At 70.7% G+C, this 21,857-nt stretch carries 26 protein-coding genes and 1 pseudogene; 16 read left to right on the top strand and 11 right to left on the bottom strand.

Annotation, left to right across the window (positions count from 1 at the left end; all coding sequences use genetic code 11):
* Positions 1-75: 75 nt before the first annotated feature.
* On the bottom strand, positions 76-2,268 hold the full coding sequence (locus AC5YDV_RS05405) for a RecQ family ATP-dependent DNA helicase (protein ID WP_496182304.1): 2,193 nt from the start codon (positions 2,266-2,268) through the stop codon (positions 76-78).
* A 125-nt stretch (positions 2,269-2,393) separates the two neighbouring features.
* Between AC5YDV_RS05405 and AC5YDV_RS05400 the strand changes: the two genes are divergently transcribed.
* Positions 2,394-2,960: an NADPH-dependent FMN reductase gene (locus AC5YDV_RS05400; protein WP_496182303.1), complete on the top strand. Its 567-nt coding sequence runs from the start codon at positions 2,394-2,396 to the stop codon at positions 2,958-2,960.
* A 38-nt stretch (positions 2,961-2,998) separates the two neighbouring features.
* Positions 2,999-3,661, top strand: a complete 663-nt coding sequence (locus AC5YDV_RS05395) for a hypothetical protein (protein ID WP_496182302.1) — start codon at positions 2,999-3,001, stop codon at positions 3,659-3,661.
* A gap of 21 nt (positions 3,662-3,682) precedes the next feature.
* On the opposite strand, the gene AC5YDV_RS05390 is transcribed toward AC5YDV_RS05395, so the two are convergent.
* Positions 3,683-4,465 (bottom strand): tyrosine-protein phosphatase, encoded by a 783-nt coding sequence (locus tag AC5YDV_RS05390; RefSeq protein ID WP_496182301.1) that lies wholly within the window; start codon positions 4,463-4,465, stop codon positions 3,683-3,685.
* 226 nt (positions 4,466-4,691) lie between these two features.
* Between AC5YDV_RS05390 and AC5YDV_RS05385 the strand changes: the two genes are divergently transcribed.
* Both AC5YDV_RS05385 and AC5YDV_RS05380 read left to right on the top strand, forming a co-directional pair.
* Entirely contained in the window at positions 4,692-5,966 is a 1,275-nt protein-coding gene (locus AC5YDV_RS05385; protein WP_496182300.1) for an ammonium transporter, read from the top strand.
* A gap of 80 nt (positions 5,967-6,046) precedes the next feature.
* A complete protein-coding gene (locus AC5YDV_RS05380; RefSeq protein WP_496182299.1) occupies positions 6,047-6,535 on the top strand; it encodes a bifunctional nuclease family protein in 489 nt (162 codons plus the stop codon).
* A 20-nt stretch (positions 6,536-6,555) separates the two neighbouring features.
* Here the strand turns inward: AC5YDV_RS05380 and AC5YDV_RS05375 are convergent, their stop codons facing one another.
* Both AC5YDV_RS05375 and AC5YDV_RS05370 read right to left on the bottom strand, forming a co-directional pair.
* A complete protein-coding gene (locus tag AC5YDV_RS05375) occupies positions 6,556-7,572 on the bottom strand; it encodes an LLM class flavin-dependent oxidoreductase (RefSeq protein WP_496182298.1) in 1,017 nt (338 codons plus the stop codon).
* Positions 7,569-8,957, bottom strand: coding sequence for a cytochrome P450 (locus AC5YDV_RS05370; RefSeq protein ID WP_496182297.1), 1,389 nt, complete (start codon positions 8,955-8,957; stop codon positions 7,569-7,571). The genes AC5YDV_RS05375 and AC5YDV_RS05370 overlap by 4 nt, the downstream gene beginning before the upstream one ends.
* Positions 8,958-9,059: 102 nt before the next feature.
* Here AC5YDV_RS05370 and AC5YDV_RS05365 point away from each other — a divergent pair, with 102 nt between their 5' ends.
* Positions 9,060-9,524, top strand: coding sequence for a hypothetical protein (locus AC5YDV_RS05365; protein WP_496182296.1), 465 nt, complete (start codon positions 9,060-9,062; stop codon positions 9,522-9,524).
* Positions 9,525-9,914: 390 nt separating this feature from the next.
* On the opposite strand, the gene AC5YDV_RS05360 is transcribed toward AC5YDV_RS05365, so the two are convergent.
* Positions 9,915-10,529, bottom strand: a complete 615-nt coding sequence (locus AC5YDV_RS05360; RefSeq protein WP_496182295.1) for a 2'-5' RNA ligase family protein — start codon at positions 10,527-10,529, stop codon at positions 9,915-9,917.
* 67 nt (positions 10,530-10,596) lie between these two features.
* Here AC5YDV_RS05360 and AC5YDV_RS05355 point away from each other — a divergent pair, with 67 nt between their 5' ends.
* The 8 genes from AC5YDV_RS05355 to AC5YDV_RS05320 all read left to right on the top strand — a co-directional run bounded on the left by AC5YDV_RS05355 (position 10,597) and on the right by AC5YDV_RS05320 (position 15,757).
* Positions 10,597-11,361, top strand: coding sequence for a histidine phosphatase family protein (locus tag AC5YDV_RS05355; RefSeq protein ID WP_496182294.1), 765 nt, complete (start codon positions 10,597-10,599; stop codon positions 11,359-11,361).
* Entirely contained in the window at positions 11,361-12,251 is an 891-nt protein-coding gene (locus AC5YDV_RS05350) for an NAD(P)H-hydrate dehydratase (RefSeq protein WP_496182293.1), read from the top strand. The genes AC5YDV_RS05355 and AC5YDV_RS05350 overlap by 1 nt, the downstream gene beginning before the upstream one ends.
* Positions 12,252-12,504: 253 nt before the next feature.
* Positions 12,505-12,984 carry a DUF4395 domain-containing protein gene (locus AC5YDV_RS05345; RefSeq protein ID WP_496182292.1) on the top strand — a complete coding sequence of 160 codons (480 nt, stop codon included), beginning with the start codon at positions 12,505-12,507 and terminating at the stop codon, positions 12,982-12,984.
* Positions 12,984-13,406 carry a thioredoxin family protein gene (locus tag AC5YDV_RS05340; RefSeq protein ID WP_496182291.1) on the top strand — a complete coding sequence of 141 codons (423 nt, stop codon included), beginning with the start codon at positions 12,984-12,986 and terminating at the stop codon, positions 13,404-13,406. The genes AC5YDV_RS05345 and AC5YDV_RS05340 overlap by 1 nt, the downstream gene beginning before the upstream one ends.
* A 122-nt stretch (positions 13,407-13,528) precedes the next feature.
* The gene (locus tag AC5YDV_RS05335) at positions 13,529-13,864 is read left to right on the top strand and encodes a PadR family transcriptional regulator (protein WP_496182290.1); all 336 of its coding nucleotides are present in this window, start codon (positions 13,529-13,531) and stop codon (positions 13,862-13,864) included.
* Positions 13,861-14,232, top strand: a complete 372-nt coding sequence (locus tag AC5YDV_RS05330; protein WP_496182289.1) for a DUF1048 domain-containing protein — start codon at positions 13,861-13,863, stop codon at positions 14,230-14,232. The genes AC5YDV_RS05335 and AC5YDV_RS05330 overlap by 4 nt, the downstream gene beginning before the upstream one ends.
* The gene (locus tag AC5YDV_RS05325; RefSeq protein WP_496182288.1) at positions 14,229-14,996 is read left to right on the top strand and encodes an ABC transporter ATP-binding protein; all 768 of its coding nucleotides are present in this window, start codon (positions 14,229-14,231) and stop codon (positions 14,994-14,996) included. Before AC5YDV_RS05330 ends, AC5YDV_RS05325 begins: the two co-directional genes overlap by 4 nt.
* Positions 14,993-15,757, top strand: a complete 765-nt coding sequence (locus AC5YDV_RS05320) for an ABC transporter permease (RefSeq protein ID WP_496182287.1) — start codon at positions 14,993-14,995, stop codon at positions 15,755-15,757. Before AC5YDV_RS05325 ends, AC5YDV_RS05320 begins: the two co-directional genes overlap by 4 nt.
* 58 nt (positions 15,758-15,815) lie before the next feature.
* On the opposite strand, the gene AC5YDV_RS05315 is transcribed toward AC5YDV_RS05320, so the two are convergent.
* From AC5YDV_RS05315 to AC5YDV_RS05290, 6 genes and pseudogenes are all read right to left on the bottom strand, one after another.
* Positions 15,816-16,580 carry an SDR family NAD(P)-dependent oxidoreductase gene (locus AC5YDV_RS05315; RefSeq protein WP_496182286.1) on the bottom strand — a complete coding sequence of 255 codons (765 nt, stop codon included), beginning with the start codon at positions 16,578-16,580 and terminating at the stop codon, positions 15,816-15,818.
* Positions 16,581-16,734: 154 nt separating this feature from the next.
* Positions 16,735-17,346, bottom strand: coding sequence for an arsenate reductase ArsC (locus AC5YDV_RS05310; RefSeq protein ID WP_496182285.1), 612 nt, complete (start codon positions 17,344-17,346; stop codon positions 16,735-16,737).
* Positions 17,347-17,368: 22 nt separating this feature from the next.
* Positions 17,369-17,776 (bottom strand): arsenate reductase ArsC, encoded by a 408-nt coding sequence (locus AC5YDV_RS05305; protein ID WP_496182332.1) that lies wholly within the window; start codon positions 17,774-17,776, stop codon positions 17,369-17,371.
* A 174-nt stretch (positions 17,777-17,950) separates the two neighbouring features.
* Positions 17,951-18,214, bottom strand: a pseudogene (locus AC5YDV_RS05300) (arsenate-mycothiol transferase ArsC); the annotation flags it as partial.
* Between the two features lie 91 nt (positions 18,215-18,305).
* Complete coding sequence (gene arsB, locus AC5YDV_RS05295) at positions 18,306-19,391, bottom strand: ACR3 family arsenite efflux transporter (RefSeq protein WP_496182284.1); 1,086 nt, start codon at positions 19,389-19,391, stop codon at positions 18,306-18,308.
* Between the two features lie 97 nt (positions 19,392-19,488).
* Entirely contained in the window at positions 19,489-19,857 is a 369-nt protein-coding gene (locus tag AC5YDV_RS05290) for an ArsR/SmtB family transcription factor (RefSeq protein ID WP_496182283.1), read from the bottom strand.
* An 84-nt stretch (positions 19,858-19,941) separates the two neighbouring features.
* Here AC5YDV_RS05290 and AC5YDV_RS05285 point away from each other — a divergent pair, with 84 nt between their 5' ends.
* From AC5YDV_RS05285 to AC5YDV_RS05275, 3 genes are all read left to right on the top strand, one after another.
* Positions 19,942-20,991, top strand: a complete 1,050-nt coding sequence (locus AC5YDV_RS05285) for a permease (protein ID WP_496182282.1) — start codon at positions 19,942-19,944, stop codon at positions 20,989-20,991.
* An 11-nt stretch (positions 20,992-21,002) separates the two neighbouring features.
* Positions 21,003-21,245 (top strand): thioredoxin family protein, encoded by a 243-nt coding sequence (locus AC5YDV_RS05280; protein WP_496182281.1) that lies wholly within the window; start codon positions 21,003-21,005, stop codon positions 21,243-21,245.
* 101 nt (positions 21,246-21,346) lie between these two features.
* On the top strand, positions 21,347-21,856 hold the full coding sequence (locus AC5YDV_RS05275; protein ID WP_496182280.1) for a metallophosphoesterase family protein: 510 nt from the start codon (positions 21,347-21,349) through the stop codon (positions 21,854-21,856).
* The last annotated feature ends 1 nt before the right edge of the window (position 21,857 follow it).

Below are 21,857 nucleotides of genomic sequence, written 5' to 3'. Positions count from 1 at the left end.
TTAAATACAGATGTCGCTGGTAAAAACAAGGGCGACGGTGGGCCTTCCCGGGCCGTGGAGATCCGCGACCCGCCGTCAGCCGACGGACGCCAGCGCCAGCGGCAGGACGGCGTCCGCACCTGCCCGGCGGAGCAGGCGGCCGGCGATCGCCAGGGTCCACCGTGAATCGACCAGGTCGTCCACCAGCAGCACGGGGCCGGACAGCCCGGCCAGGCGCTCGGCCATGGCCTCCGGCACCCGGAAGCGACCCCACACGTCGCGCACCCGGTAGGCCGAGTTCGTCGACCCGCGCAGGGGCTCGGCCGAGGGGTTGAGCTCCAGGGGACCCAGGAGTTCGAGTCGCCCGACGCTGGCGATACCGGTGGCGAGCGACTGCACCAACCGCGGACGCCCCAGGCTCGGCACCCAGGCCACGGCCGCGGGGCGCTCGGCCCAGTCCCACCCCGCCAGCACGCGCACGATGGCCCGCCCCAGCTCAGCCGGCACGTCGGAGTCGACCGGCCGGCCGTCGGTGTCCGTGGCGAACAGGTCGCGCAGGCGTCCGCCCCAGCCGAGGTCGGTGAGCCGCGCGACCACGCGCCCTTCCAGGACCTGTTCCGCGGGGGAGATCCTGCCCTTCACCGGTCGGCCGTCCACCAGCAGGCCGAGTGTGTCCAGCCCCGTCGGCCACTGGGCGCGTGGCGCGATGGGGACGCCGACGTGGTCGAGGGTGTCTCGCGCACGGTCCAGGACGGGGACCGTCACACCCGTCGGGTACCAGGGCGCCGTGCACAGGTCGCAGCGGCCGCAGGCCTCGGTGTGCGGGTCGTCCAGCGAAGCGGTCAGGAAGGCCATGCGGCACGTGCGTGCCGGATCGTCCGGCCCGTCTCCGTCACCGGGGCCGGACAGGCGCTCGTAGGCGAGCATCGCCTGCTGCTCGGCGACCCGGGCGGCGGCGACCCGGTCGTAGCGCTCGGCGTCATAGCTCCACGGGGCTCCGGTGCTCACCCAGCCACCCTGCCCGTACTCCACCGCACCGTCGACGGCCAGCACCTTGAGCAACAACTCCAGCGGACTGCGCCGGATGTCCACCCGTGCCTCCAGCGCGGCCACCGACAGCGGCCCGTCCGCGGCGGCCAGCGCGTCGAGCACGGCGTCCGCCTTCGCCTGGGTCGGCATCGCGTTGGTGGCGAACCAGTGCCAGATCTCCCGATCCTCCGTGCCCGGCAGGAGCAGGACGTCGGCCCGGTCCGTGGCGCGTCCCGCGCGGCCGACCTGCTGGTAGTACGCCACGGGCGACGAGGGCGCCCCCACGTGGACCACGAAGCCCAGGTCGGGCTTGTCGAAGCCCATGCCCAACGCCGACGTGGCGATCAACGCCTTCACCTCGTTGCGCTTCAGGGCATCCTCCGCGGCCTCCCGCTCGGCGGCGTCGGTGCGGCCCGTGTAGGGCAGGACGCGATGGCCCGCCTTCGTGAGGAGCGCCGCGGCGTCCTCGGCCGCGGACACCGTCAGGCAGTACACGATGCCGCTGCCCGGCAGGGAGTCGAGGTGTTCGGCGAGCCAGGCGAGCCGTCGCGCGGGCGTGCCCAACTCCAGAACCCCGAGGCGCAACGAGTCGCGAGCGAGGGCGCCGCGCAGGGTGAACACCTCGTGACCGCCGGCGGCCATCTGCTCGGCCACGTCGGCGACGACCCGTTCGTTGGCGGTCGCCGTGGTCGCGAGCACCGGCACGGACGCCGGCAACGCGGCGATCAGGTCACGGATGCGCCGGTAGTCGGGCCGGAAGTCGTGGCCCCAGTCGCTGATGCAGTGGGCCTCGTCGATCACCAGCAGGCCACAGCGCTCGACCAGGCTCGGCAGTTGCTCGGCCCGGAACCGGGGATTCACCAAGCGCTCCGGCGACACGAACAGCACGTCGACGTCGTCATCGGCCAGGTGCTGCTCGATCGACCGCCACTCGGTCACGTTCGCGGAGTTGATGGCCGCGGCCCGGACGCCGGCGCGTTCAGCCGCCGCGACCTGGTCGCGCATCAGCGCCAGCAGCGGCGACACGATGAGCGCGGGACCGGCGCCCGCCCGGCGCTGCAGCAGCGCGGCGATGAAGTAGACCGCGGACTTGCCCCACCCCGTCCGCTGGACGACCAGCGCGCGCTCGTGCCGGGCCACCAGCGCCTCGATGGCCTCGAACTGACCGGGGTGGAAGGTGGCATCCCCTCGTCCGGTCAGCCCGCGCAGGATGGCCAGTGCCGAGTCCTGCAGAGAGAGCGTGGGTGTGGTCTGCGTCATGGTTCCACCGTCGCACATCCAGCCGACATTCTTCGCGGCTCCCTACCGCGGACGGGCGTCCGGCCCTACGTTGAGTGTGAAACAGCCGCAGTCCCCTTTCGCACCTCGAAGGAGAGTGAGTGAGCATGACCTACCGTGTCGGTTACTTCGTGGGGAGCCTGTCCACCGAATCGATCAACCGCGTGTTGTCGAAGGCCGTCATCGCCGTCGCCCCCGAGGACCTGGAGTTCTTCGAGATCCCCATCGGTGACCTCCCGCTGTACAACCGCGACCTCGACGCCAACTATCCGCCGGAGGCCGTCGCCCTCAAGGAGGCGATCGGCAGTGCGCACGCGATCCTGTTCGTCACGCCCGAGTACAACCGGTCGATCCCGGGCGCGCTCAAGAACGCGATCGACTGGGCGTCGCGGCCGTGGGGCCAGAACGCGCTCGACCACATGCCCACCGCCGTCATCGGTGCATCGCCGGGGGCCCTCGGCACCGTGCTGGCCCAGCACAGCCTGCGGGCCGTCCTGAGCTTCCTCAACACGCGCCACCTGACGGCACCCGAGGCTTACATCTCGTTCCATGCCGAGGACTACGACGAGGACGGCAACCCGACCAACGAAGCGACGCGCGAGTTCCTCGCCGCGTTCATGTCCGAGTTCCGCGACCACATCGAGCGCGTCCTGACGGTCCTGCCCCGCCACTGAGTCCCACGAGGAAGACTGGGGCCGGAGCGAGGAGGAGCATGGCCGACGAACAGCGCCACACGGCGGCGGGTCCGCGGCCGTATGCGCCGGTGTGGTGGATCGTGATGGTCACCCTGGGTGGCATGCTCGGCCTCTTCGCCCTGGCCTTCGGTGTCCAGGTGGTCCGCCGGCTCGACCTGCCCACGTGGGCGTCCTACCCGGGCATCGCCCTCGCGGGTGCGGTCATGGGACTGGTGGTCGGGATCGCCCAGGGCGGTGCACTCCACGGGACCGTGGTGGCGGTTCCGCGCGCCGGCTGGGCGCTGGTCACCGCCGCGGGCGCGCTCGTGGCCTGGGTGCTGGGCATGCTGCCCGGGACACTGCGAGTGGTGGGGGAACCACTCGACCTCTCCACTCCACGGATGCAGGCCGCCCTCGCCGCGGGGGTCGTCGTGGTGGTGCTCGCCGTGCCCGTGTTCCAGTGGCTCCTGCTGCGGCGGGTCGTCCGCCGCGCCTGGCTGTGGATCCCCGTCACACTCATCGCCGCGCTGCTCGCCGTGGGCGTGGGGTGGCTCGCCCTCAACGTCTCCCGGCCGGAACTCGCAGGGGGGCGCGAGGCCCTGGTGGCCACCCTCGTGGCGCTGGGCCTGCTGGCCGGTACGTTCGCCCTGGTCACCGGCGTCGGCCTCGGCCTGTTGGCCCGCTCTCCCCGTCGCCCCTGACGGTGGCCTCTCCTGTCGGTCTCAGCGGCCCAGGAGGTGGTGGGACAGGTGCTGGTCGTCCTCCTCGGTCCACCCGAAGTCGCGCAGCAGCGTCCGGACGCCTCCCAACTCCGCGAGGTGGCTGAGCACCAGGAGCATCGTCTCGGGACGGGCGGCGAGCTTGGCCTCGTCGATGTCACTGGCCTCGGTGGAGTAGGTGGGATCGGTCCACAGGCGCTCGACGACCCCGACCATCGCCGACGTCGACAGGGCGTAGTCGGCGGCCACGTCGTCCGCCGAGACACCCACCAGGGTCAGGGCGAGGGCGACCAGCAGTCCGGTCCGGTCCTTGCCCACCGCGCAGTGCACGAGCGCGGCGCCCCGGGCGTTGGCCACGGCGCGCAGCGCATTCACGACCGAGTCGGGTCGATCGGACAGGAAGCCCAGGTAGCTGTCCGCGGTCTCGTCCCCCGTCAGGTCCTCGAGGCCGTGCCCCACCCAGGGCAACGCGCGATCGAGGATGGTCGCGAAGTCGTCCTCGGCCTCGCGGAAGAAGCTGTGGTGGTGGTACCGGACCCGGGGCAGGCACTTCAAGGGGGACGGGGAACCCGCGAGCTCGAAGTCGGTGCGCAGGTCGACGACGTCGGTCAGGCCCGCCTCCACCAACCGCTGCAACGCGGACGCCGGCAGGCCCGTGTGGTTCTCGCTGCGCCAGAGGCGACCGAACTCGAGTTGCCGACCGTCCACCGTCACCATCCCCCCGAGGTCTCGGAGGTTGAGGAGCCCCGGCACGTGCAGTCGCCTGAGGGGTTCAGTGCCAGTCACGCGGGCCAACATAACCCCGTGGGGTTGCGGAACAGCGCCCTTGACATGGCGTTTGGGTTAACGGTGTTCGGGTTCGCCGGAGCGCGTCGGGCAGAGGGGCCCCGTTTCCTGATCGTTGCATGGCGTAACACGACCGACGCCGTACACGTCGCCGGTTGAAACATCCATCCCCTGTGATGGTCCCGTCGCCCCAGAGGGGGGCGGCACGAGCGGAAGGAACAGGGAGATGGAAACCGAAGCGATGTGGGGCGTGGCGTCCCAGGTCTGGATCATGGTCTCGGCGGCCCTGGTCCTCGTGATGACGCCGGGGCTGGCGTTCTTCTACGGTGGGCTGTCGCGGGCACGGTCCGCCATCAACATGATGATGATGAGCTTCGGCGCGATGGGCCTCGTGGCGGTCATCTGGGTGCTCTGGGGTTACTCGATGAGCGGCGGCGGCACCAGCCTCGCCGGCATCGTCGCCGACCCGATGACGGCGTTCGGCCTGATCGGCGTCCCCGAGGAGCAGCTCATCCGGGTGGGCTACGCCGCGACCTTCGCCATCATCGCCGTCGCGCTCATCTCGGGAGCCGTCGCCGACCGGGCCAGGTTCAAGGCGTGGCTGGTCTTCGCGCCCCTGTGGGTCACGTTGGTCTACGCCCCGCTCGCGTTCATGGTCTGGGGTGGCGGCCTGCTCGGCCCCGAAGGCGCCGTCGGCTCCGTCGTCGGCCACGCGCTCGACTTCGCCGGCGGACTCGTCGTCCACGTGGCGGCCGGCGTCGGCGCGCTCGTGTTGGCGATGACCATCGGACGCCGCGCGGGCTTCGCGCCGTCCCTGCACCGCCCGCACAACATCCCCTTCGTGATGCTGGGTGCCGCCCTGCTGTGGTTCGGCTGGTTCGGGTTCAACGCGGGTGCCGCGGCCTCGGTCGCCGAGGGCGGGCTGATCTGGATCAACACCCTCGTCGCGCCCGGCGCGGCACTGATGGCCTGGCTCGTCACCGAACAGCTCCGCGACCGGCGGATGACCTCGGTCGGGGCGGCCTCGGGCATCGTCGCCGGACTGGTGGCGATCACCCCCGCCTGCGCGTACGTGACGCCGCTCGGCGCCCTGGTGATCGGCGCCGTGGCCGGAGTGCTGTGCTGCTTCGCCGTGGACGTGAAGTTCCACCTGGGAATCGACGACTCCCTCGACGTCGTCGGCCTCCACTTCGTGGCCGGCCTGTGGGGCACGGTCGCGATCGGGCTCGTGGCCGTGCCGCAGCCCGACGGACGCGCTGGGCTGCTGTTCGGCGGCGGGGTCTCCCTCCTGGGTTCCCAGGCGGTGGCCGTCGTGGTCACGACCGTCTACGCGGCCGCCGTCACCGCGCTCATCGCGTGGGGGATCCACCGCGTGATGGGCTTCCGCATCAGCACGGAGGAGGAACTCGGCGGCATCGACCAGGCCGAGCACCGGGAAGCCGCCTACGACCTGCTCGCCCCGGCCTACAGCGGCGACGGGGAGGAGGCCGGCAAGCGGTAGGTCAACGCTCCCGCCGCCCTTGTGGTCTCCTCTAGCATGGATGGGACCGATCGTCGATTCGCAAGGGGAGGTTCCCCCCCATGATCCAGGTGAACGTCGCCATGATGGCTGTCGACTCCGAGGGCGGCCCCGTGCTGCTGCTCAAGCCGATCGACTCCGAGGCCCATCCGGGCATCATGCTCCCGATCTGGATCGGGCCGATGGAGACGGCCGCGATCATCATCGCCACGGGAAACGCCGAGGTCCCCAAGCGTCCCCTCACCTACGACCTGATGGTCAGCCTGCTGTCGGCCTGTGAGGCCACGGTGGAGCGCATCGAGGTCAGCGGTCTGGTCGAGGGCACGTTCCACGCGACCATCACCCTGCGGACGCCGGCGGGCGTCCACCTCGTGGACGCCCGCCCCTCGGACTCCATCGCCCTCGCCCTGCAGGTCGAAGCGCCGATGTTCGTGGCGGACGAGGTGATGGCCGCGGCCGCGATTCCCGATGTGACCGAGGACACCGGGCAGACCCTGGCCCAGTTCAACGAGTTCATCCAGCACGTCGACCCGGAGGACTTCCGGAACTGACGACCCGTGGTCCCGGATGCTCAGCGCCAGCCGAGCTCCGGGGCCACGTGCGTGAGCACCGCCTCGAGGACGTGGGCGTTGTACTCGACCCCGAGTTGGTTGGGCACGGTCAGTAGGAGGGTGTCGGCGGCTGCGATCGCCTCGTCCTCGGCGAGGGCCTCCACGAGGCGGTCCGGCTCGTCGGCGTACGTCTTGCCGAAGCGCGCCCGGACGCCCTCGAGGTTGCCCACTTGGTCGCGGCTACGGGACTCGAGCCCGAAGTAGGCGCGGTCGAGGTCCGAGACGATTGGGAATATGCTGCGGCTGACGGACACCCGTGGCGTCCAGTCGTGGCCGGCGGACGCCCAGGCCGCACGGAAGCGTTCGATCTGCTCGGCCTGCAGCTGGTGGAACGGCACGCCGGTGTCCTCGCTCAGGAGCGTGGAACTCATGAGGTTCATGCCCTTCTCGGCGGTCCACTCGGCCGTCGCCCGGGTGCCGGCGCCCCACCAGATGCGGCGGCGCAGGCCGGGGGAGTGCGGTTCGATGCGCAGCAGGCCGGGCGGGTTGGCGAACATCGGGCGCGGGTTCGGCTCGGCGAAGCCCTTGCCCTCCAGCACCTCCAGGAGGCGTTCGGTGCGGGCGCGGGCCATGGCCGCGGCGTCCCCGTCCTTCGGCTCGTACCCGAAGTACCGGAAGCCGTCCACGACCTGCTCGGGCGACCCACGGCTCACGCCGAGTTCGAGGCGTCCGCCCGAGATGAGGTCGGCGGCGCCGGCGTCCTCGGCGAAGTACAGGGGGTTCTCGTACCGCATGTCGATGACGCCGGTGCCGATCTCGATGCGCGTGGTCCGCGCGCCGATCGCGGCCAGGAGCGGGAACGGGGAGGCGAGCTGCCGGGCGAAGTGGTGGACGCGGAAGTAGGCACCGTCGGCGCCCAACTCCTCGGCCGCCTCGGCCAGTTCGATCGACTGCAACAGGGCGTCGGATGCCGTGCGCGTGCCCGACTGCGGCGCGTCGGCCCAGTGGCCGAACGACAGGAAACCGATCTTCTTCACGGACGCCTCAGCACCGGATCACCCGGGGCCATTCCCGGGCGGCCGCTCGCGTGGGACGTCGGCGTGGCATGTCGGCGTCCGAGGATGCGGATCTGGAACCGGTCATCGGGGCTGGGCGTGGGGCGTGCCACCTCCCGGAGCGGGGAGGTGGCGTCCCCCATGAAGCGCAGGCGGTGGAGCAGGAGCGCGGTGTTCAGGGCGATGAGTCCCTCGGCCATGCCGCGGCCCGCGCAGGTGTGCGTGCCGACGCCGAACGGGACGTACGCGCCCGGCACCTTGTGCTCGCCGCGCTCCTCGGAGAAGCGGGTCGGGTCGAAGGCGTCCGGGTCGGCGAACAGTTCGGGCAGGCCGTGGGTCACGGTCGTGGCCAGGATGACGTGGGTGTCCCGGGGCAGGGCATGGCCCGCGAACTCGATGTCGGTGAGCAGGTGCCGTTCCAGCGCCGGCGCGATGGGGTGCAGCCGCAGCACCTCGAACAGGAACGCGAACAGCTGCGGCATCCGGTCGAAGGATTCCGCGGTGATCCCGGCGGCGAAGGCGGCGTCGACCTCGTCGACCAGGGCGGGGACGAGTCGGGGGTGCTCCACCAGGCGATGGATCGCGAAGGCGAGGGTGTTGGCGGCGGTGTCCATGCCGGCGATGAACGCGCCGAGGGCCGCCTGGCGCACGTCGGCCATCGACCAGCGGTCCGGGTCGTCGCGCAGCGCCGCGAGCACGTCGTCCACCAGGTCGAGAACCTCCCCGGGCCCCGTGCGTCGCCGCTCCTCGATGAGGGCGTCCACCATGGCGAAGGTCCGCTCCCGGGCGCGGCGCAGCCGGGGGAGGAGCAGGAGGGCCGGCGGACGCTGGCGGGTGACCTTCGCCATCAGGGCGTTCTGGATGTAGGGCACGAGGTCGTCCAGGTACGGACGCGCCGACCCACCCACCGCCACGCGGGCCACCTGCTCAGTGACCAGGCGCTTGCACCAGGGCGCCACGGCGAGCCAACCGGGTTCCACGTTCGCGAGGTCCTCCTCGGCGACCTGCACCGAGCGCTCCAGCGTCGCGTTGAAGTGCGCGCGTGTGTAGGCCCGCCCCTCCACGCGCCGGAAGGCCGTGTGCTCGGGCCCGTCGAGGCTGATCAGCGACTTGGTCACCCCCAGGTGCCGATCCAGTGGACCCCACGCGCGGTGGGAGCCGAAGTTCTTCCGCCCCGGCCCGGCCGCGTACCGGTTCGCCTCCAGCCCGGCGAGGACGACGATCCGCATGCCCAGCACGCGGATCTCGAACACCGGCCCGTGCTGCTGGTGGGCCCGGGTGAAGAAGGTCCGCATGCGTCGGGTGTCCAGGTCGCGCAGGTTCCCGACCACCGGGGGAGCTGCCACGACAGGGATGGGGTTCGCCATGACCCGAGTCTGGTGGGGGACGCCGGCCGCGGCAAGGGTCGCCGGTCGGGGCACGGGGCGCCGAGCGTGACAGGGACGCGCGCGCGGGAGCACAGTTGAGCCATGAGCCATTCCTTCGCTGGGACGTGCGCCTTCCGCCTCATGCCGTACGACGACCTGGTCGAGGAACCCTCGACCCTCACCCTCGAGGACGTGGGCTCCAGTCAGGCGCTGCTGCGCTACACGTGGACCCACCCCGAGGACGGGCCGCAGCACGGCGTCCTGTTGGTCGGTGGCCCCGAGGAGGGCGCCACGGAGGTGACCGCGGCCTATGCCGACTCGTGGCACCAGAAGCCGGGCCTGATGACGCTGGCGGGGGAGCGCGTGGGCGACACGATCCTGCTGTCGGCGCACTACTCCGGCGACTGGGGCTGGGAGGTCACCCTCGAGGGCCTCGAGGGCGACCAACCCACGATGACGATGCGCAACGTGGTGCCAGAGTCCGCCCTGGCGATGCTCCCGAAGGACGCCCCGCACGTCGAGGCCGGTCCGTACGACGTCATGGTCGCGCGCTGGCGGCGCATCTGACACCATCCGGTGGCCCCCTCCAACCCGTTGGGAAGCGTGATCACGCCCGTCACCGGGACGCAGATCACCCGTCTGGGGACTTCGCGTGGTCGCGCCCGTTACTCCAGGGGCGGGATGCATTCCGATCGCCGAGTCTGTTGACTCCGCCTCCCCGACCAGGATCGCCACCAAGGCCTCGACGCGGCGTCCGATGCGGCGGGCCACCTCGACCAGCGCCAACCGTTCCTCATCGCCGAGACCAGAGCGCGCGGCATGGTCGATCGCGTCCAGACCGCGATCGACGTCGGCCAACACATCAGCGGTGGCAAGGGGGTGGGCTGCCATGGAATCAGTCCACCAGCCGCGTCTGACAGTTCTGGTCCGCACCAGTTGACCGCTCTCCGGCGGGGGTCACTCCGCCGTCCGGACCACCCGCCACTGGTACGTGCGGTCGATGATGGCCTGCTCCACCAGCGCGACGGTCGGCCGGACGGTGATGGCCGGTGTGGCCTCCGCAGCCGGCCGGACGGCGTCGGTCACGTCCGCCAGCGGGACGACCGCGTTCGCGTAGGCCAGCGACACGTGCGGCCAGAAGTCGCCCCACTCGCGCAACCCGAGATGGCGATCGACGGCCGCGCGTTGCAGCCGGACGACGCCATCGAGCCAGGGCGAGGGCCGGGGGCACACCAAGGGTCCCTCCGCCCCGACCAGGAGGGTGTCGAACGTGATCTCGGCTCTCGGGTCCAGTGCGCTGAGGACGTCCGCCCCGACCGCACGCACGGCGTCCGGGTCGAGTTCGTCGGCGAAGCCGACCGTGGTCATGGTGAGGTGCAGCCACGCGGGCGGCACGACGTCCAATGCGGGCAACGAGGCCACCGCGCCGCGCAGGTCGTTCGTCGCCTCGGCCAGGTGGGTGCCGTCGAAGACCAGGTGGAAGGAGAACTGGCGCCGTCCGCCGGCCCATGCGGCGCGGTCGGCCCAGTGGTCGCGGGTGTGGATGACGCCGTCACCGGTGATCAGGAGCATGGCCCCAGTCTGTCGCACGGGTGGCGTCGCCCCTTATGGTCGAAGGAAACACCCGAAGGAGGGATCCATGGCCCACCAGCCCCTGGCCACCGAGGGCGAGAGCCGCGGCATCGTCGAGCTCGTGCTCGTCCGGCACGGCGAGAGCGTCGGCAACATCGCCGACCGCGAGGCCATCGCCGCCAAGGCGCACCGGCTCGAGCTGGAGGCGCGCGACGCCGACGTCGTCCTCTCGCCCGACGGCGAGAAGCAGTCGGACGCGCTGGGTGACCACCTCGCGTCCCTCCCGGAGGGGGAGCGCCCCACCATCGTCGTCAGCTCGCCCTACCAGCGGGCCCGGAGCACCGCCGAGCGGGCCCTCGCCCGCCTGGGCGACCTCGAGGTCATCGTCGACGAGCGGATCCGCGAGCGGGAACTGGGCATCTTCGACGGCGTCACCTGGTACGGCATCGAGGCGGAGCGTCCGGAGGAGTCCGCGCGCCGGGCACGGGTCGGCAAGTTCTACTACCGGCCCCCGGGCGGCGAGAGCTGGGCGGACGTCGTCCTGCGCGTGCGCAGCATCCTGGTCGAGCTGCAGCAGAGGTTCCACGGCGAACGCGTGTGGCTGTTCAGCCACGAGGCGGTGATCCTCGCGTTCCGGTACGTCATCGAGGGCCTGGACGAGCGGCGCGTGGTCGCCCTCCAGAAGGAGGAGCCCCTGGCCAACTGCTCCATGACCCGCTACCGCCAGGTCGACGGGAGCCTGCAGTTGGTCCGCAGCGACGACACCGAGGCGATCGAGAAGGACGCCGAGGCCCCCCTCACCCGCGAGGAGCCGAAGGGCGAGGTCGCCTGATGACGCGCACCGAGCCCGGCGGCACCGTGCTCACCCCGTCCGTGCTGCGCGACTGGCCGCTGCCCGATGTGGAGGGCACCAAGGATTCCCGTGGACGGGCGCTCGTCGTGGGCGGGAGCGTCCAGAACCCCGGTGCGATCATGCTCGCCGGGGAGGCCGCCCTGCGCGCCGGGGCGGGCAAGCTGCAGCTCGTCGCTCCCGATCCGGTGGCCGTCCCGGTGGCGGTGGCGATGCCGGAGGCGATGGTCCAGGGCGGGTCGGTCACGGCGACCGGGGACCTGGCGGCCGCGGCGTCCGAGCACGTCGCGCAGCTCGCGCCGGAGGCTGACGCCGCCCTGGTCGGCCCGGGCCTGCTCGACGCAGCCGGCGCCGCGGACCTGGTGGCGGCGTGTGTGCCGCACGTCGGGTCCGTGCTGGTGCTGGACGCGCTGGGCCTGGCCTGGGTGACGCCCGACCCGGCGCGCCTGCAGGCGTTCGCGGGCCGCTGTGTGATCTCCCCGAACGCCCGCGAGCTGGCGATGATCCTCGGCGAGGACCCGGACGCCGTCGCGGCCGACCACGGGGACGCCGTCCTGCGGCTCGCGCGGGCGACGGGCGTCGTCGTCACCTCCGGCGGCACCACCACCTGGATCGCGACTCCGGAGGGTGACCTCTGGCGCGGCGAGGGCGGCGGGCCGGGACTGGGCGTGAGCGGCTCGGGTGACGTCAAGGCCGGCATCATCCTCGGGCTGTGCGCCCGCGGCGCCGATCCGGCCCAGGCGGCGGTGTGGGGCTCCTACCTGCACGGTGCCATCGGCGGGCGGCTGGCGTCCCGCTACGGCAGCTACGGCTTCCTGTCGCGCGAGCTGCCCGGGGAGATCCCGCAGGCGCTGCTCGAGGTGGGGCGCTGAGCCCGGACGTCCGCTCGCGGTTGCCGTCGACTGGTGGGACGGCGTGGACATCGGGGACAGCCTCGTGTCACCCTGAGTCCATGACCGCCGCTCGCGCCTTCGCTCCCGCCCGGGAGTCGCTGCGCCTGCGTGCGTGTTGTTGTCGTTGTTGTCGTTGACGTCCGTTCCGACCACCGACCCGACAACCCTCCCGATCGCGCCGCGCCGTCCAGGCTCGCGTCGGGCACGCCCACAATTTTTCGAAGGACCCTCCATGTCATCCACGTCCTCTCCGCTGCCCTCGCCGCGGATCGATCCCCGCGGTCCGCGCTTCGGGGCCCTCATCACCTCCGTCCTCCTCGCCCTCGTCCTGGTGCTGCACGGGTCGGCGCCCACGGCGTCCGTCGTGCTGCTGGGCATCCAGGCGCTCGCCTTCGCCGCGGGCTCCCTCGTGGGACCCCACGCCCAGCCGTGGGGCTGGGTGTTCAAGAGATTCGTCCGGCCGCGGTTGGCTTCGCCGGCCGAACTCGAGGACGCCCGCCCGCCGCGCTTCGCCCAGACCCTCGGCCTCGTCTTCGCGCTGCTCGCCCTGCTCGGGGTCGGCCTGGCCGTCCCGGTCCTGTTCTACGCGGCCGTCGGATTCGCCCTCGTGGCGGCCCTGTTGAACGCGGTCTTCGACTTCTGCCTCGGTTGCGAGCTCTACCTGCTCGGTCGCCGCGTCCTCGTCCGCCAGTCCGCCCGAGCGGGGGCCTGATGGACGCCGGCGTCTGGGTCGCGCTCGCGGCCGCCGTGGTGGCCCTCGCGTTCGGCCTCCACCGCAAGCTGACGGACGGCCGCGCCCGCGCGGTGCGGCCGGAGGCGCAGCCGAACCTGGCCGATCGTCTCGGCCTCACGCCCGGGGAGGCCGCCACGTTCGTCCAGTTCTCCTCGTCGGTCTGCGCGCCGTGCCGAACGACGCACCGGCTCCTCACGGGCGTCGTGGCCGAGGACGATGCGCTCGCGCACATCGAGGTGGACGCCGAGGAGCACTTCGACCTGGTCGAGGAGTTCGGCATCACGCGCACGCCCACCGTCCTGCTGCTGGACGGTGCCGGCGGCGTCCGTCACCGCTTCGTGGGGGTGCCGCGGCGCGACGAGGTCCGCCAGGCGTTGGAGCAGTTGGCCCCCGTCGCCTGACTTCGGTCGGCTGACGTTCGAGCACGGGATGGTTCGGTTCCCGGCTCTCACCACCCCTTGCACCTTCGCTACTTAGTGTTACTCTGTACTGGTAGTGAGTCACACTGAGTAGTGAGGGCGCCATGGGCAAGCAGATGACGGAGATGCTCAAGGGCACGCTGGAGGGCATCGTCCTGGCGATCCTGGCGGTGCGTCCGGCATACGGCTACGAGATCACGTCCTGGTTGCGCGACCAGGGCTTCACCGACATCGCCGAGGGCACCGTCTACGCGCTGCTGATCAGGATCGAGCAACGCGGTCTGGTCGACGTCGAGAAGGTCCCCTCCGAGAAGGGCCCGCCCCGCAAGGTGTACTCGCTCAACGTCCAGGGGCGTGACTCCCTGGACGAGTTCTGGAGGACGTGGGGCTTCCTCACGGACCGCATCACCCAGCTCCAGCAGTCAGGAGAACAAGCATGAACATCTCGAGCTTCGTCGAGAAGGTCGTCGGAGACCTCGGCGACAAGAAGCGTTGGCGCGCCTACAAGCAACGCGTCGAACAGCTGCCCACCCCGTACCGGACCTCCATCACCGCGCTCGAGCGCTACCTCACGTACGCCGGCGCGATCGTCAAGGGGGACGTCCTGGTGACCATGCTCGAGGACCTGGCCGCCCTCTTCGAGCAGGGCGCCGCCGACGGGACGCCCATCCGCACGATCGTCGGCGATGACCCCGTCGCCTTCGCCGAGGACTTCCTGAGCAACTACTCCGATGGCCAGTGGATCAACAAGGAGCGGACGCGCCTGGTCGAGGCCATCGAGCAGGCGGAGGGGGAGGAGTCGTCATGACCGCGATCACCGTCCGGGGTGTGGAGAAGTCCTTCAAGGACCTCCACGTGCTGCGGGGGGTCGACCTCCACGTCGCGCGGGGCAGCGTGACCGCCCTGCTCGGCTCGAACGGTGCGGGCAAGACCACGCTCATCCGCATCTTGGCCACCCTCCTGAAGGCGGACGCCGGCGCCGCGGCCGTCAACGGCCACGATGTTGCCACCGAGGCGACGCAGGTGAGGGAGTCGATCAGCCTCACGGGTCAGTTCGCTGCGGTGGACGAGGTCCTGACCGGTCGCGAGAACCTCACACTCGTCGGACGCCTGCGGCACGTCGCGCAACCGGCGGCCGTGGCCGAGGCCTTGCTGCGGCGCTTCGCGCTGGCGAACGCCGCCGACCGGCGGGCGGGGGCGTACTCCGGCGGCATGCGCCGCCGCCTGGACCTCGCGATGGGGCTGATCGGCGACCCGCCCGTCATCTTCCTGGACGAACCCACGACCGGACTCGACCCGCAGGCGCGCCTGGAGGTCTGGGCGGCCATCCGGGAGGTCGCGCTCGACGGGGCGACCGTCCTGCTCACCACGCAGTACCTCGACGAGGCGGAACAACTCGCCGACCGCATCGCGATCCTGCACGACGGCCGCATCATCGTCGAGGGCACCCTCGCCGACCTGAAACGACTCCTCCCCGCGCCCCGCGTGGAGTACGTGGAGAAGCAGCCCACCCTCGAGGACGTGTTCCTCACCCTCGTGGGCACACCCCAACCTCCGAAGGAGGCAGCATGACCAGGCATTTCGTCGGCGACACCGTCGTCCTGCTGGGTCGCTCCCTGCGCCACATCGGGCGCAGCCCCGACACCATCATCACCACCGTCATCACACCCATCGCCATGATGCTGTTGTTCGTCTACGTGTTCGGCGGGGCGATCCACACCGGCACTGACTCCTACGTGGGCTACCTGCTGCCAGGCATCCTGCTCATCACCATCGCCTCGGGCATCTCCTACACCGCGTACCGGCTGTTCCAGGACAAGCAGGGCGGCCTCTTCGAGCGGTTCCAGTCGATGCCGATCGCCCGGTCGTCCCTGCTGTGGGCGCACGTGCTGACCTCGTTGGTCGCCAACCTCGTCAGCCTCGCGGTCGTGGTCGGCGTCGCCCGGGTGATGGGCTTCCGTTCGGGTGCGGGCATTCTGGCCTGGTTGGCAGTCGCCGGCATCCTCGCGCTCTTCACCCTCGCGTTGACGTGGCTGGCGGTCATCCCGGGGCTCACCGCGAAGACGGTCGACGGGGCGTCCGGTTTCGCCTACCCGCTGATCTTCCTGCCGTTCATCAGCTCGGCGTTCGTGCCCACCGACACCATGCCGGGCCCCGTGCGGGCCTTCGCCGAGAACCAGCCGGTGACCGCGATCGTCGACACGCTGCGCCATCTGCTCGCCCAGCAGCCGGTCGGCGCCGACATCTGGGTGGCGCTGGCCTGGTGCGTCGGCATCCTGCTGGTCGGCTACGGCCTCGCGATGGCCGCCCACCGGCGGCACGCAACCGGGTGATCCTCAGCGCACGACGCGGATCGAGAACTCGGCGGTGCCGGACGCGCGGAAGCGGAGTCTAGAGCGCCATCCAGCCGGCGTCGGCCGTGATCACCGCCCCGTTGATGTGGACGGCTTCGTCGGACGCCAGGAACAGGGCCACGCTGGCGATGTCGTCCGCCGACAGGTAGGCAGGGATCAGGCCGGCGAACTCGCCCGCGCGGGCCGCGCCCGTGGGGTCGAGCTTCTCCTGCGGCATCGTCTCGCCGATGTTGGTGATCGTGCCACCCGGGGCGATGGCGTTGCAGCGGACGCCCTTCTTGGCGTACATCCACGCGGTGCTCTTCGTCAGGCCCAGCAGGGCGTGCTTGGACGCCGTGTAGGCGGCACCCGCCGCGCCGCCGCTGAGGGCGGCGGTCGAGGCGACGTTCACGATGGAGCCCCGGCCGGCGGCGACCATCGCGGGGACGGCCTTGCGCATCGTGTACATGGGCCCGTTGAGGTTGACCGCGAGCACCTTCTGCCAGACCTCGTCGGTCAGCTCGCCGACGCCGGCCATGAAGTCCATGATCCCGGCGTTGTTCACCAGGACGTCGAGGTGCCCGTGGTCCGCGAGTGCCTTCTCGACGAGCCCCTCGGCCGACCCCTGGTCGGAGATGTCGCCCTGGACGCCCACGATCCGACCACCCCCCTCGGTGATGTCGGCCACGGCTGCGTCCAGCCGGGTCGCGTTCCAGTCGGCGGCGACCACCGTCGCGCCCTCGGCGGTGAACCTCTTCGCCATGGCCAAGCCCATTCCGGAGCCGGCTCCCGTGACGATGACGACCTTGTCCTGCAACCTCATCGTGGGTTCCCTTCTCGCGCCGGAACTGCAATGTTCCGGCACACCATCTTCTCGCTCCTACACGGTGTCGTAAAGGGCTCCGTGTCGGGTGGCCGACCAGATGTTCCGCGCCATCGTTCGGGCGACGAAGCCGGTCTGAGCCGGCGGGCGGGTGCTACTGGTCGAGCACCTGCCGGAGCAGTCGCGTGATGCGCTCCTGGAGTTGGTCGCGGATGTCGCGGACGACCTCGATGGGCTGCCCGGCGGGGTCGGGCACGTCCCAGTCCTCGTAGATCTTGCCGGGGAAGTAGGGGCAGGTGTCGCCGCAGCCCATGGTGATGACGACGTCGGCGGCCTTGACCACGGTGTCGGTGAGTGGCTTGGGGTAGGCGGCGGTGAGGGCGATGCCGCGCTCGGCGAGCACCTGGACCGCGAGCGGGTTGATCTCGTCCACGGGTCGCGAACCGGCGGACCGGACGTGGACGCGACGCGCGCTCAGGTGCTCGGCCAGCGCGGCGGCCATCTGGGAGCGTCCGGCGTTGTGGACGCACACGAACAGGATCTCGGGGACCTTCTTGGCCACGCGTCCCTCCGCCTGGGCCTGCGCCATGAGCTGCTCGCGGGCGTGGCGGGCGACGAGCACGGGGAGGAAGGTCTGCACGGTGGCGCGGGGTTCGAGCAGGTCCCGGGCGGACTGGACGGCCCCCGCGACCTCCTCCGAGGTGAAGACGCCCTGGTAGGCGTAGGTGAGGTCGTCGACGAGTCGGGTCGTGGTCGCGGTGTCCATGAGGGCTCCTGGGTGTGGTGGGTCAGCGCTCGGCCGGCACCGGCTGCACCGGGACGCCGAGTTCGGTGAGCAGGTCGGTCACGCGGCGCTTGATGTCGTCGCGGATGGGGCGAACGGCGTCCACGCCCTGCCCCGCGGGGTCGGCGAGTTCCCAGTCCAGGTAGGTCTTGCCGGGGTAGAACGGGCAGGCATCGCCGCAGCCCATGGTGATGACCACGTCGGATGCCTGCACCGCCTCCGGGGTGAGGACCTTCGGCCTCTCTGCGGAGATGTCGATGCCCTCCTCGAGCAGTGCGTCGCGGACGGCCGGGTTGATGGAGTCGGCCGGCGCCGAACCGGCGGACCGTACCTCGACGCGCCCACCCGACAGGTGGTGGGTGTACGCGGCGCCCATCTGCGAGCGCCCGGCGTTGTGCACGCACACGAACATCACCGACGGGCGCTTCTCCACGCCCAACTCGGACGCCAGCGCCGCGACCCGGGCGTCGATGTCGTCGCGGATCAGGTTCATCCGCTCCGTGCCCTCGATGCCGCGGAGGCTGGGCTCGTCGGTCTCCCAGCGCTCGATGGTGGCCTTCATGCCCTCGACGGGCTCGATCTGGGCGTCCGCGCCGAGGATGACGACACGGTCGGCGGTGCGGAGCACCTCGGGGTCGATCCCCTTGGGGGTCGCGTCGGCCATGCTGGCGCCCAGTTCGGCGACGGACGCCGCGGACTCGGCGTTGACCCCCACCGAGGCGGGCTTCGGCTTGGTGCCGGCTGAGTGGATGTCGACGGCGTCCCCGACGTGGCGGCGCAGCAGCGCCTCGGCCATCTGGGACTTGCCCGCGTTCGAGACGCAGACGAACAGGACGGACGGCTTGCTCATGGGTGTGTGCTCCTCGGGTATGTGTGATGCATTTCCGGGTGGCAGGTCCCCCACTGTCGTCGGGGTTCTGCCACCCGGAAATGCAGCCAGGTCAGCGGCTCGGGACAGTCGGGTCGTTCGGGAACAGCCGCGGCGCGAGCCACAGGCTGACGTAGACGAGGGCCACGAGGATCGGGACCTCGATGAGGGGGCCGACCACGCCGGCGAGCGCTTGGCCGGACGTCACGCCGAAGGTGCCGATCGCGACGGCGATGGCCAGTTCGAAGTTGTTGCCCGCCGCGGTGAAGGCGACGGTCGTGGAGTGCGCGTAGTCGAGCCCAACGGCGCGGGAGGCGAGCAGCGAGCCGAGCCACATGATCGTGAAGTAGGCCAGCAACGGCAGGGCGATGCGGGCGACGTCGAGCGGGTTGGACGTGATCGCGTCGCCCTGCAACGCGAACAGCAGCACGATGGTGAACAGCAACCCATAGAGGGCCCACGGGCCGAGCTTCGGCAGGAACTTCTGCTCGTACCACGTCCGGCCCTTGGCGCGTTCGCCGAGGACGCGGGTCAGGAACCCGGCCAGCAACGGGATGCCGAGGAAGACGACCACCGACCAGAAGATCGCCCAGATCGAGAAGTCGGACGACGTTGTGGGCAGGCCCAACCAGCCGGGGAGCACCTGCAGGTAGAACCAGCCCAGCGCCGAGAAGGCGATGACCTGGAACACCGAGTTGATGGCGACCAGCACGGCGGCGGCCTCGCGGTCGCCGCAGGCGAGGTCGTTCCAGATGAGCACCATCGCGATGCAGCGGGCCAGCCCCACGATGATCAGCCCGGTGCGGTACTCGGGGAGGTCGGGGAGCAGCAGCCAGGCGAGCGCAAACATGAGCGCCGGGCCGACGACCCAGTTCAGCACCAGCGACAGGCCCATCAACCTCTTGTTGGCGGTGACCTTGTGGGTCTCGTCGTAGCGCACCTTTGCCAGCACCGGGTACATCATCACCAGCAGGCCGACGGCGATGGGCAGGGAGACCGAGCCGATCTTCACCGCGTCCAGCGCCTCGTTGAGCCCCGGGACGAAGCGACCCAGCAGCAGGCCGAGCGCCATGGCGGCGATGATCCACACCGGAAGGAACCGGTCGAGGAAGGACATCTGTCCGGCCACGGTCTCGTGGCGGGCGTGTGTGGTCGTCATGGCACCTCTCGAATCGACGATTGTCGATGTGAAGCTTTCCAGAGGGATCGATGGGCGTCAATCTCGTGCAACCGGCACCCGACGCGGGCGGCTGCGCTCAGGCGGAGCGCGGGGCGTCCAGGAGATCCATGAGCTGCCCGATCTGGCCCCGGATGCTCTCGCGGGCGATCGTGTAGTGGGCCCAGCGTCCGCGGCGCTCGCGGGTGAGGAGGCCGGCGTCCATCAGCTTGGCGAGGTGGTGGCTCATGGTCGGCTGGCCGATGCCCAGCGCGTCCGGAAGTGAGCACGCGCAAGCCGTGCCGCCGGGGGCGGCCGCGATGTAGTGCATGAGGCGCAACCGGACGGGGTCGGCCAGTGCCTTCAGGACGGACGCGTCCGCACGGGCCCGGGCCTCGGGGATCAACGTCACCGACTCGCCCGTGACGCACTCGGTGACATCGAGTGGGATGAGCTTCTCGGACGTCATGCGTCCACTCTACCTCGCATTGACGCACATCGATGGAGGTGGGGGACTAAGATCGAAGGCGATCGATACGGGGATGGGTGAAACATGGATGGCGTCACGAGGGTGAGGGTCAGGCCCGAGCCGGTCCTGGTGGCCAAGCTGGCGGGTCTGGCCGCGGTGTGGGTGGGCGCCTACCTGCTCAACGAGTGGCTCTGGACCTGGCTGCTGCGGGACGTGTTCGGCCGCGACCTGTCCAACCACCTGTGGGGGGCGCTGCACTTCTTCGTGTACGACACCTTCAAGATCCTCCTGCTGCTCTCGGGGCTGATGTTCCTCATCGGCCTGATGCGCGCGAGCCTCGACGTCGAGCGGGCGCGCGACTTCCTCCAGGGTCGCGGCCTGGCGCTGGGGCTGTTCCTGGCCGTCGTGCTGGGCGTCGTCACGCCGTTCTGTTCATGCTCGTCGGTGCCGCTGTTCATGGGCTTCGTGGCCGCGGGCATCCCGCTGTCCATCACCCTGACGTTCCTGATCGCGTCGCCGCTGGTCAGCGAAATCGCCGCGATCATGATCGCCTCCCACTTCGGGGTCGAGGTGGCCGCCGCGTACGTCGTCGCCGGCTCCATCGTGGCGATGGGGATCGGCTTCGTGCTCTCCCGCTTCCACCTCGAGCGGTGGGTCGAGCCGATGGTGTACGCCACCCGCATGACCCAACTCCGCGCCGGGGGGCGCGTCCCCACCTGGTCGGAGCGGGTGGACGCCGCCCGCGAGGAAGTGCGCGACATCTTCTCCAAGGTGTGGATGTGGGTCATCGTCGGTGTGGCGATCGGCGCCCTCATCCACGGCTGGGTGCCGGCCGACTTCTTCGCCTCGTTCGCCGGCCCGGACAACCCGTTCGCGGTGCCGCTGGTCACGATCGCGGCCGTGCCCCTCTACGTGAACGGCGGCGGGGTCGTCCCGATCGGGGAGGCCCTCTGGTCGAAGGGGCTTCCCCTGGGCACCGTGATGGCCTTCATGATGTCGGCGATCGCCCTGTCGATCCCCGAGGGGATCCTGCTGCGCCGCGTCCTGAAGCCCCCGCTCCTGACCATCTTCTTCGCCTCGGTGACCGTCGGCATCATCCTCGTCGGCTACCTGTTCAACATCCTCTTCGCCTGATGGGAGAAACAATGCACCTCAAGATCCTCGGCCCCGGTTGCCGCAACTGCGCGACGCTGGAGGCACGCACCAAGGAGGCCGTCGCCCAGTTGGGCATCGACGCCACCATCGAGAAGGTCACCGACTACGCCGACATCGCCGGCTACGGGATCATGAAGACCCCGGGTCTCGTGGTCGACGAGCAGGTGGTCGTCTCCGGGCGGGTGCCCACGGCGTCCCAGATCGCGCAGCTGCTGGGTGGATCTGGGTCGTGATGCATTTCCGGGTGGAGGAACCCTCATTTTCCTAGGGGTTTCTCCACCCGGAAATGCATCACAAGGGGGGCGGCGGCCACCCGCGATGCCATGCTGGGCCCGTGGGGAACGCGCTGAGGATCGTCGTCGTCGCCGACTCGCACGCTCCCCGGCGGTGGAAAGGCGTCCCGGACGCCCTGGCCGACGAACTGGCGGACGCAGACCTCATCCTGCACGCCGGTGACGTCTGTGTGCCGGACGTCCTCGACGAGCTGGCGGCATACGCCCCGGTCCGGGTCGTGATGGGCAACAACGACGGCCCGGACGTCCGGGCCTGGGGTGCCACGGACGACCTGGCACTCGAGCTCGAGGGCGTCCGGATCGCGATGCTGCACATCGCCGGGCCCAAGGACGGCCGCGGACGCCGCATGCGCCGCCGGTACACGGACGCCGACGTCGTGATCTTCGGGCACTCGCACCAGCCGTTGGACGAGGTGCAGGGCGGCGTCCACCTGCTCAACCCGGGGTCGGTGGCAGACCCCCGACGTGAGCCGCAGCCGAGCTTCGCGGTCCTGACCGTCCGGGCGGGGGAGTGGCGCTCGCGCATCGTTCGGTTCGACAGGGCGACCTGAC

The sequence above is a fragment of the Propioniciclava sp. LT432 genome (assembly GCF_059515965.1).
The sequence above is the reverse complement of the archived record's forward strand: the minus strand, read 5'-3'. Positions and strand labels throughout refer to the sequence as shown.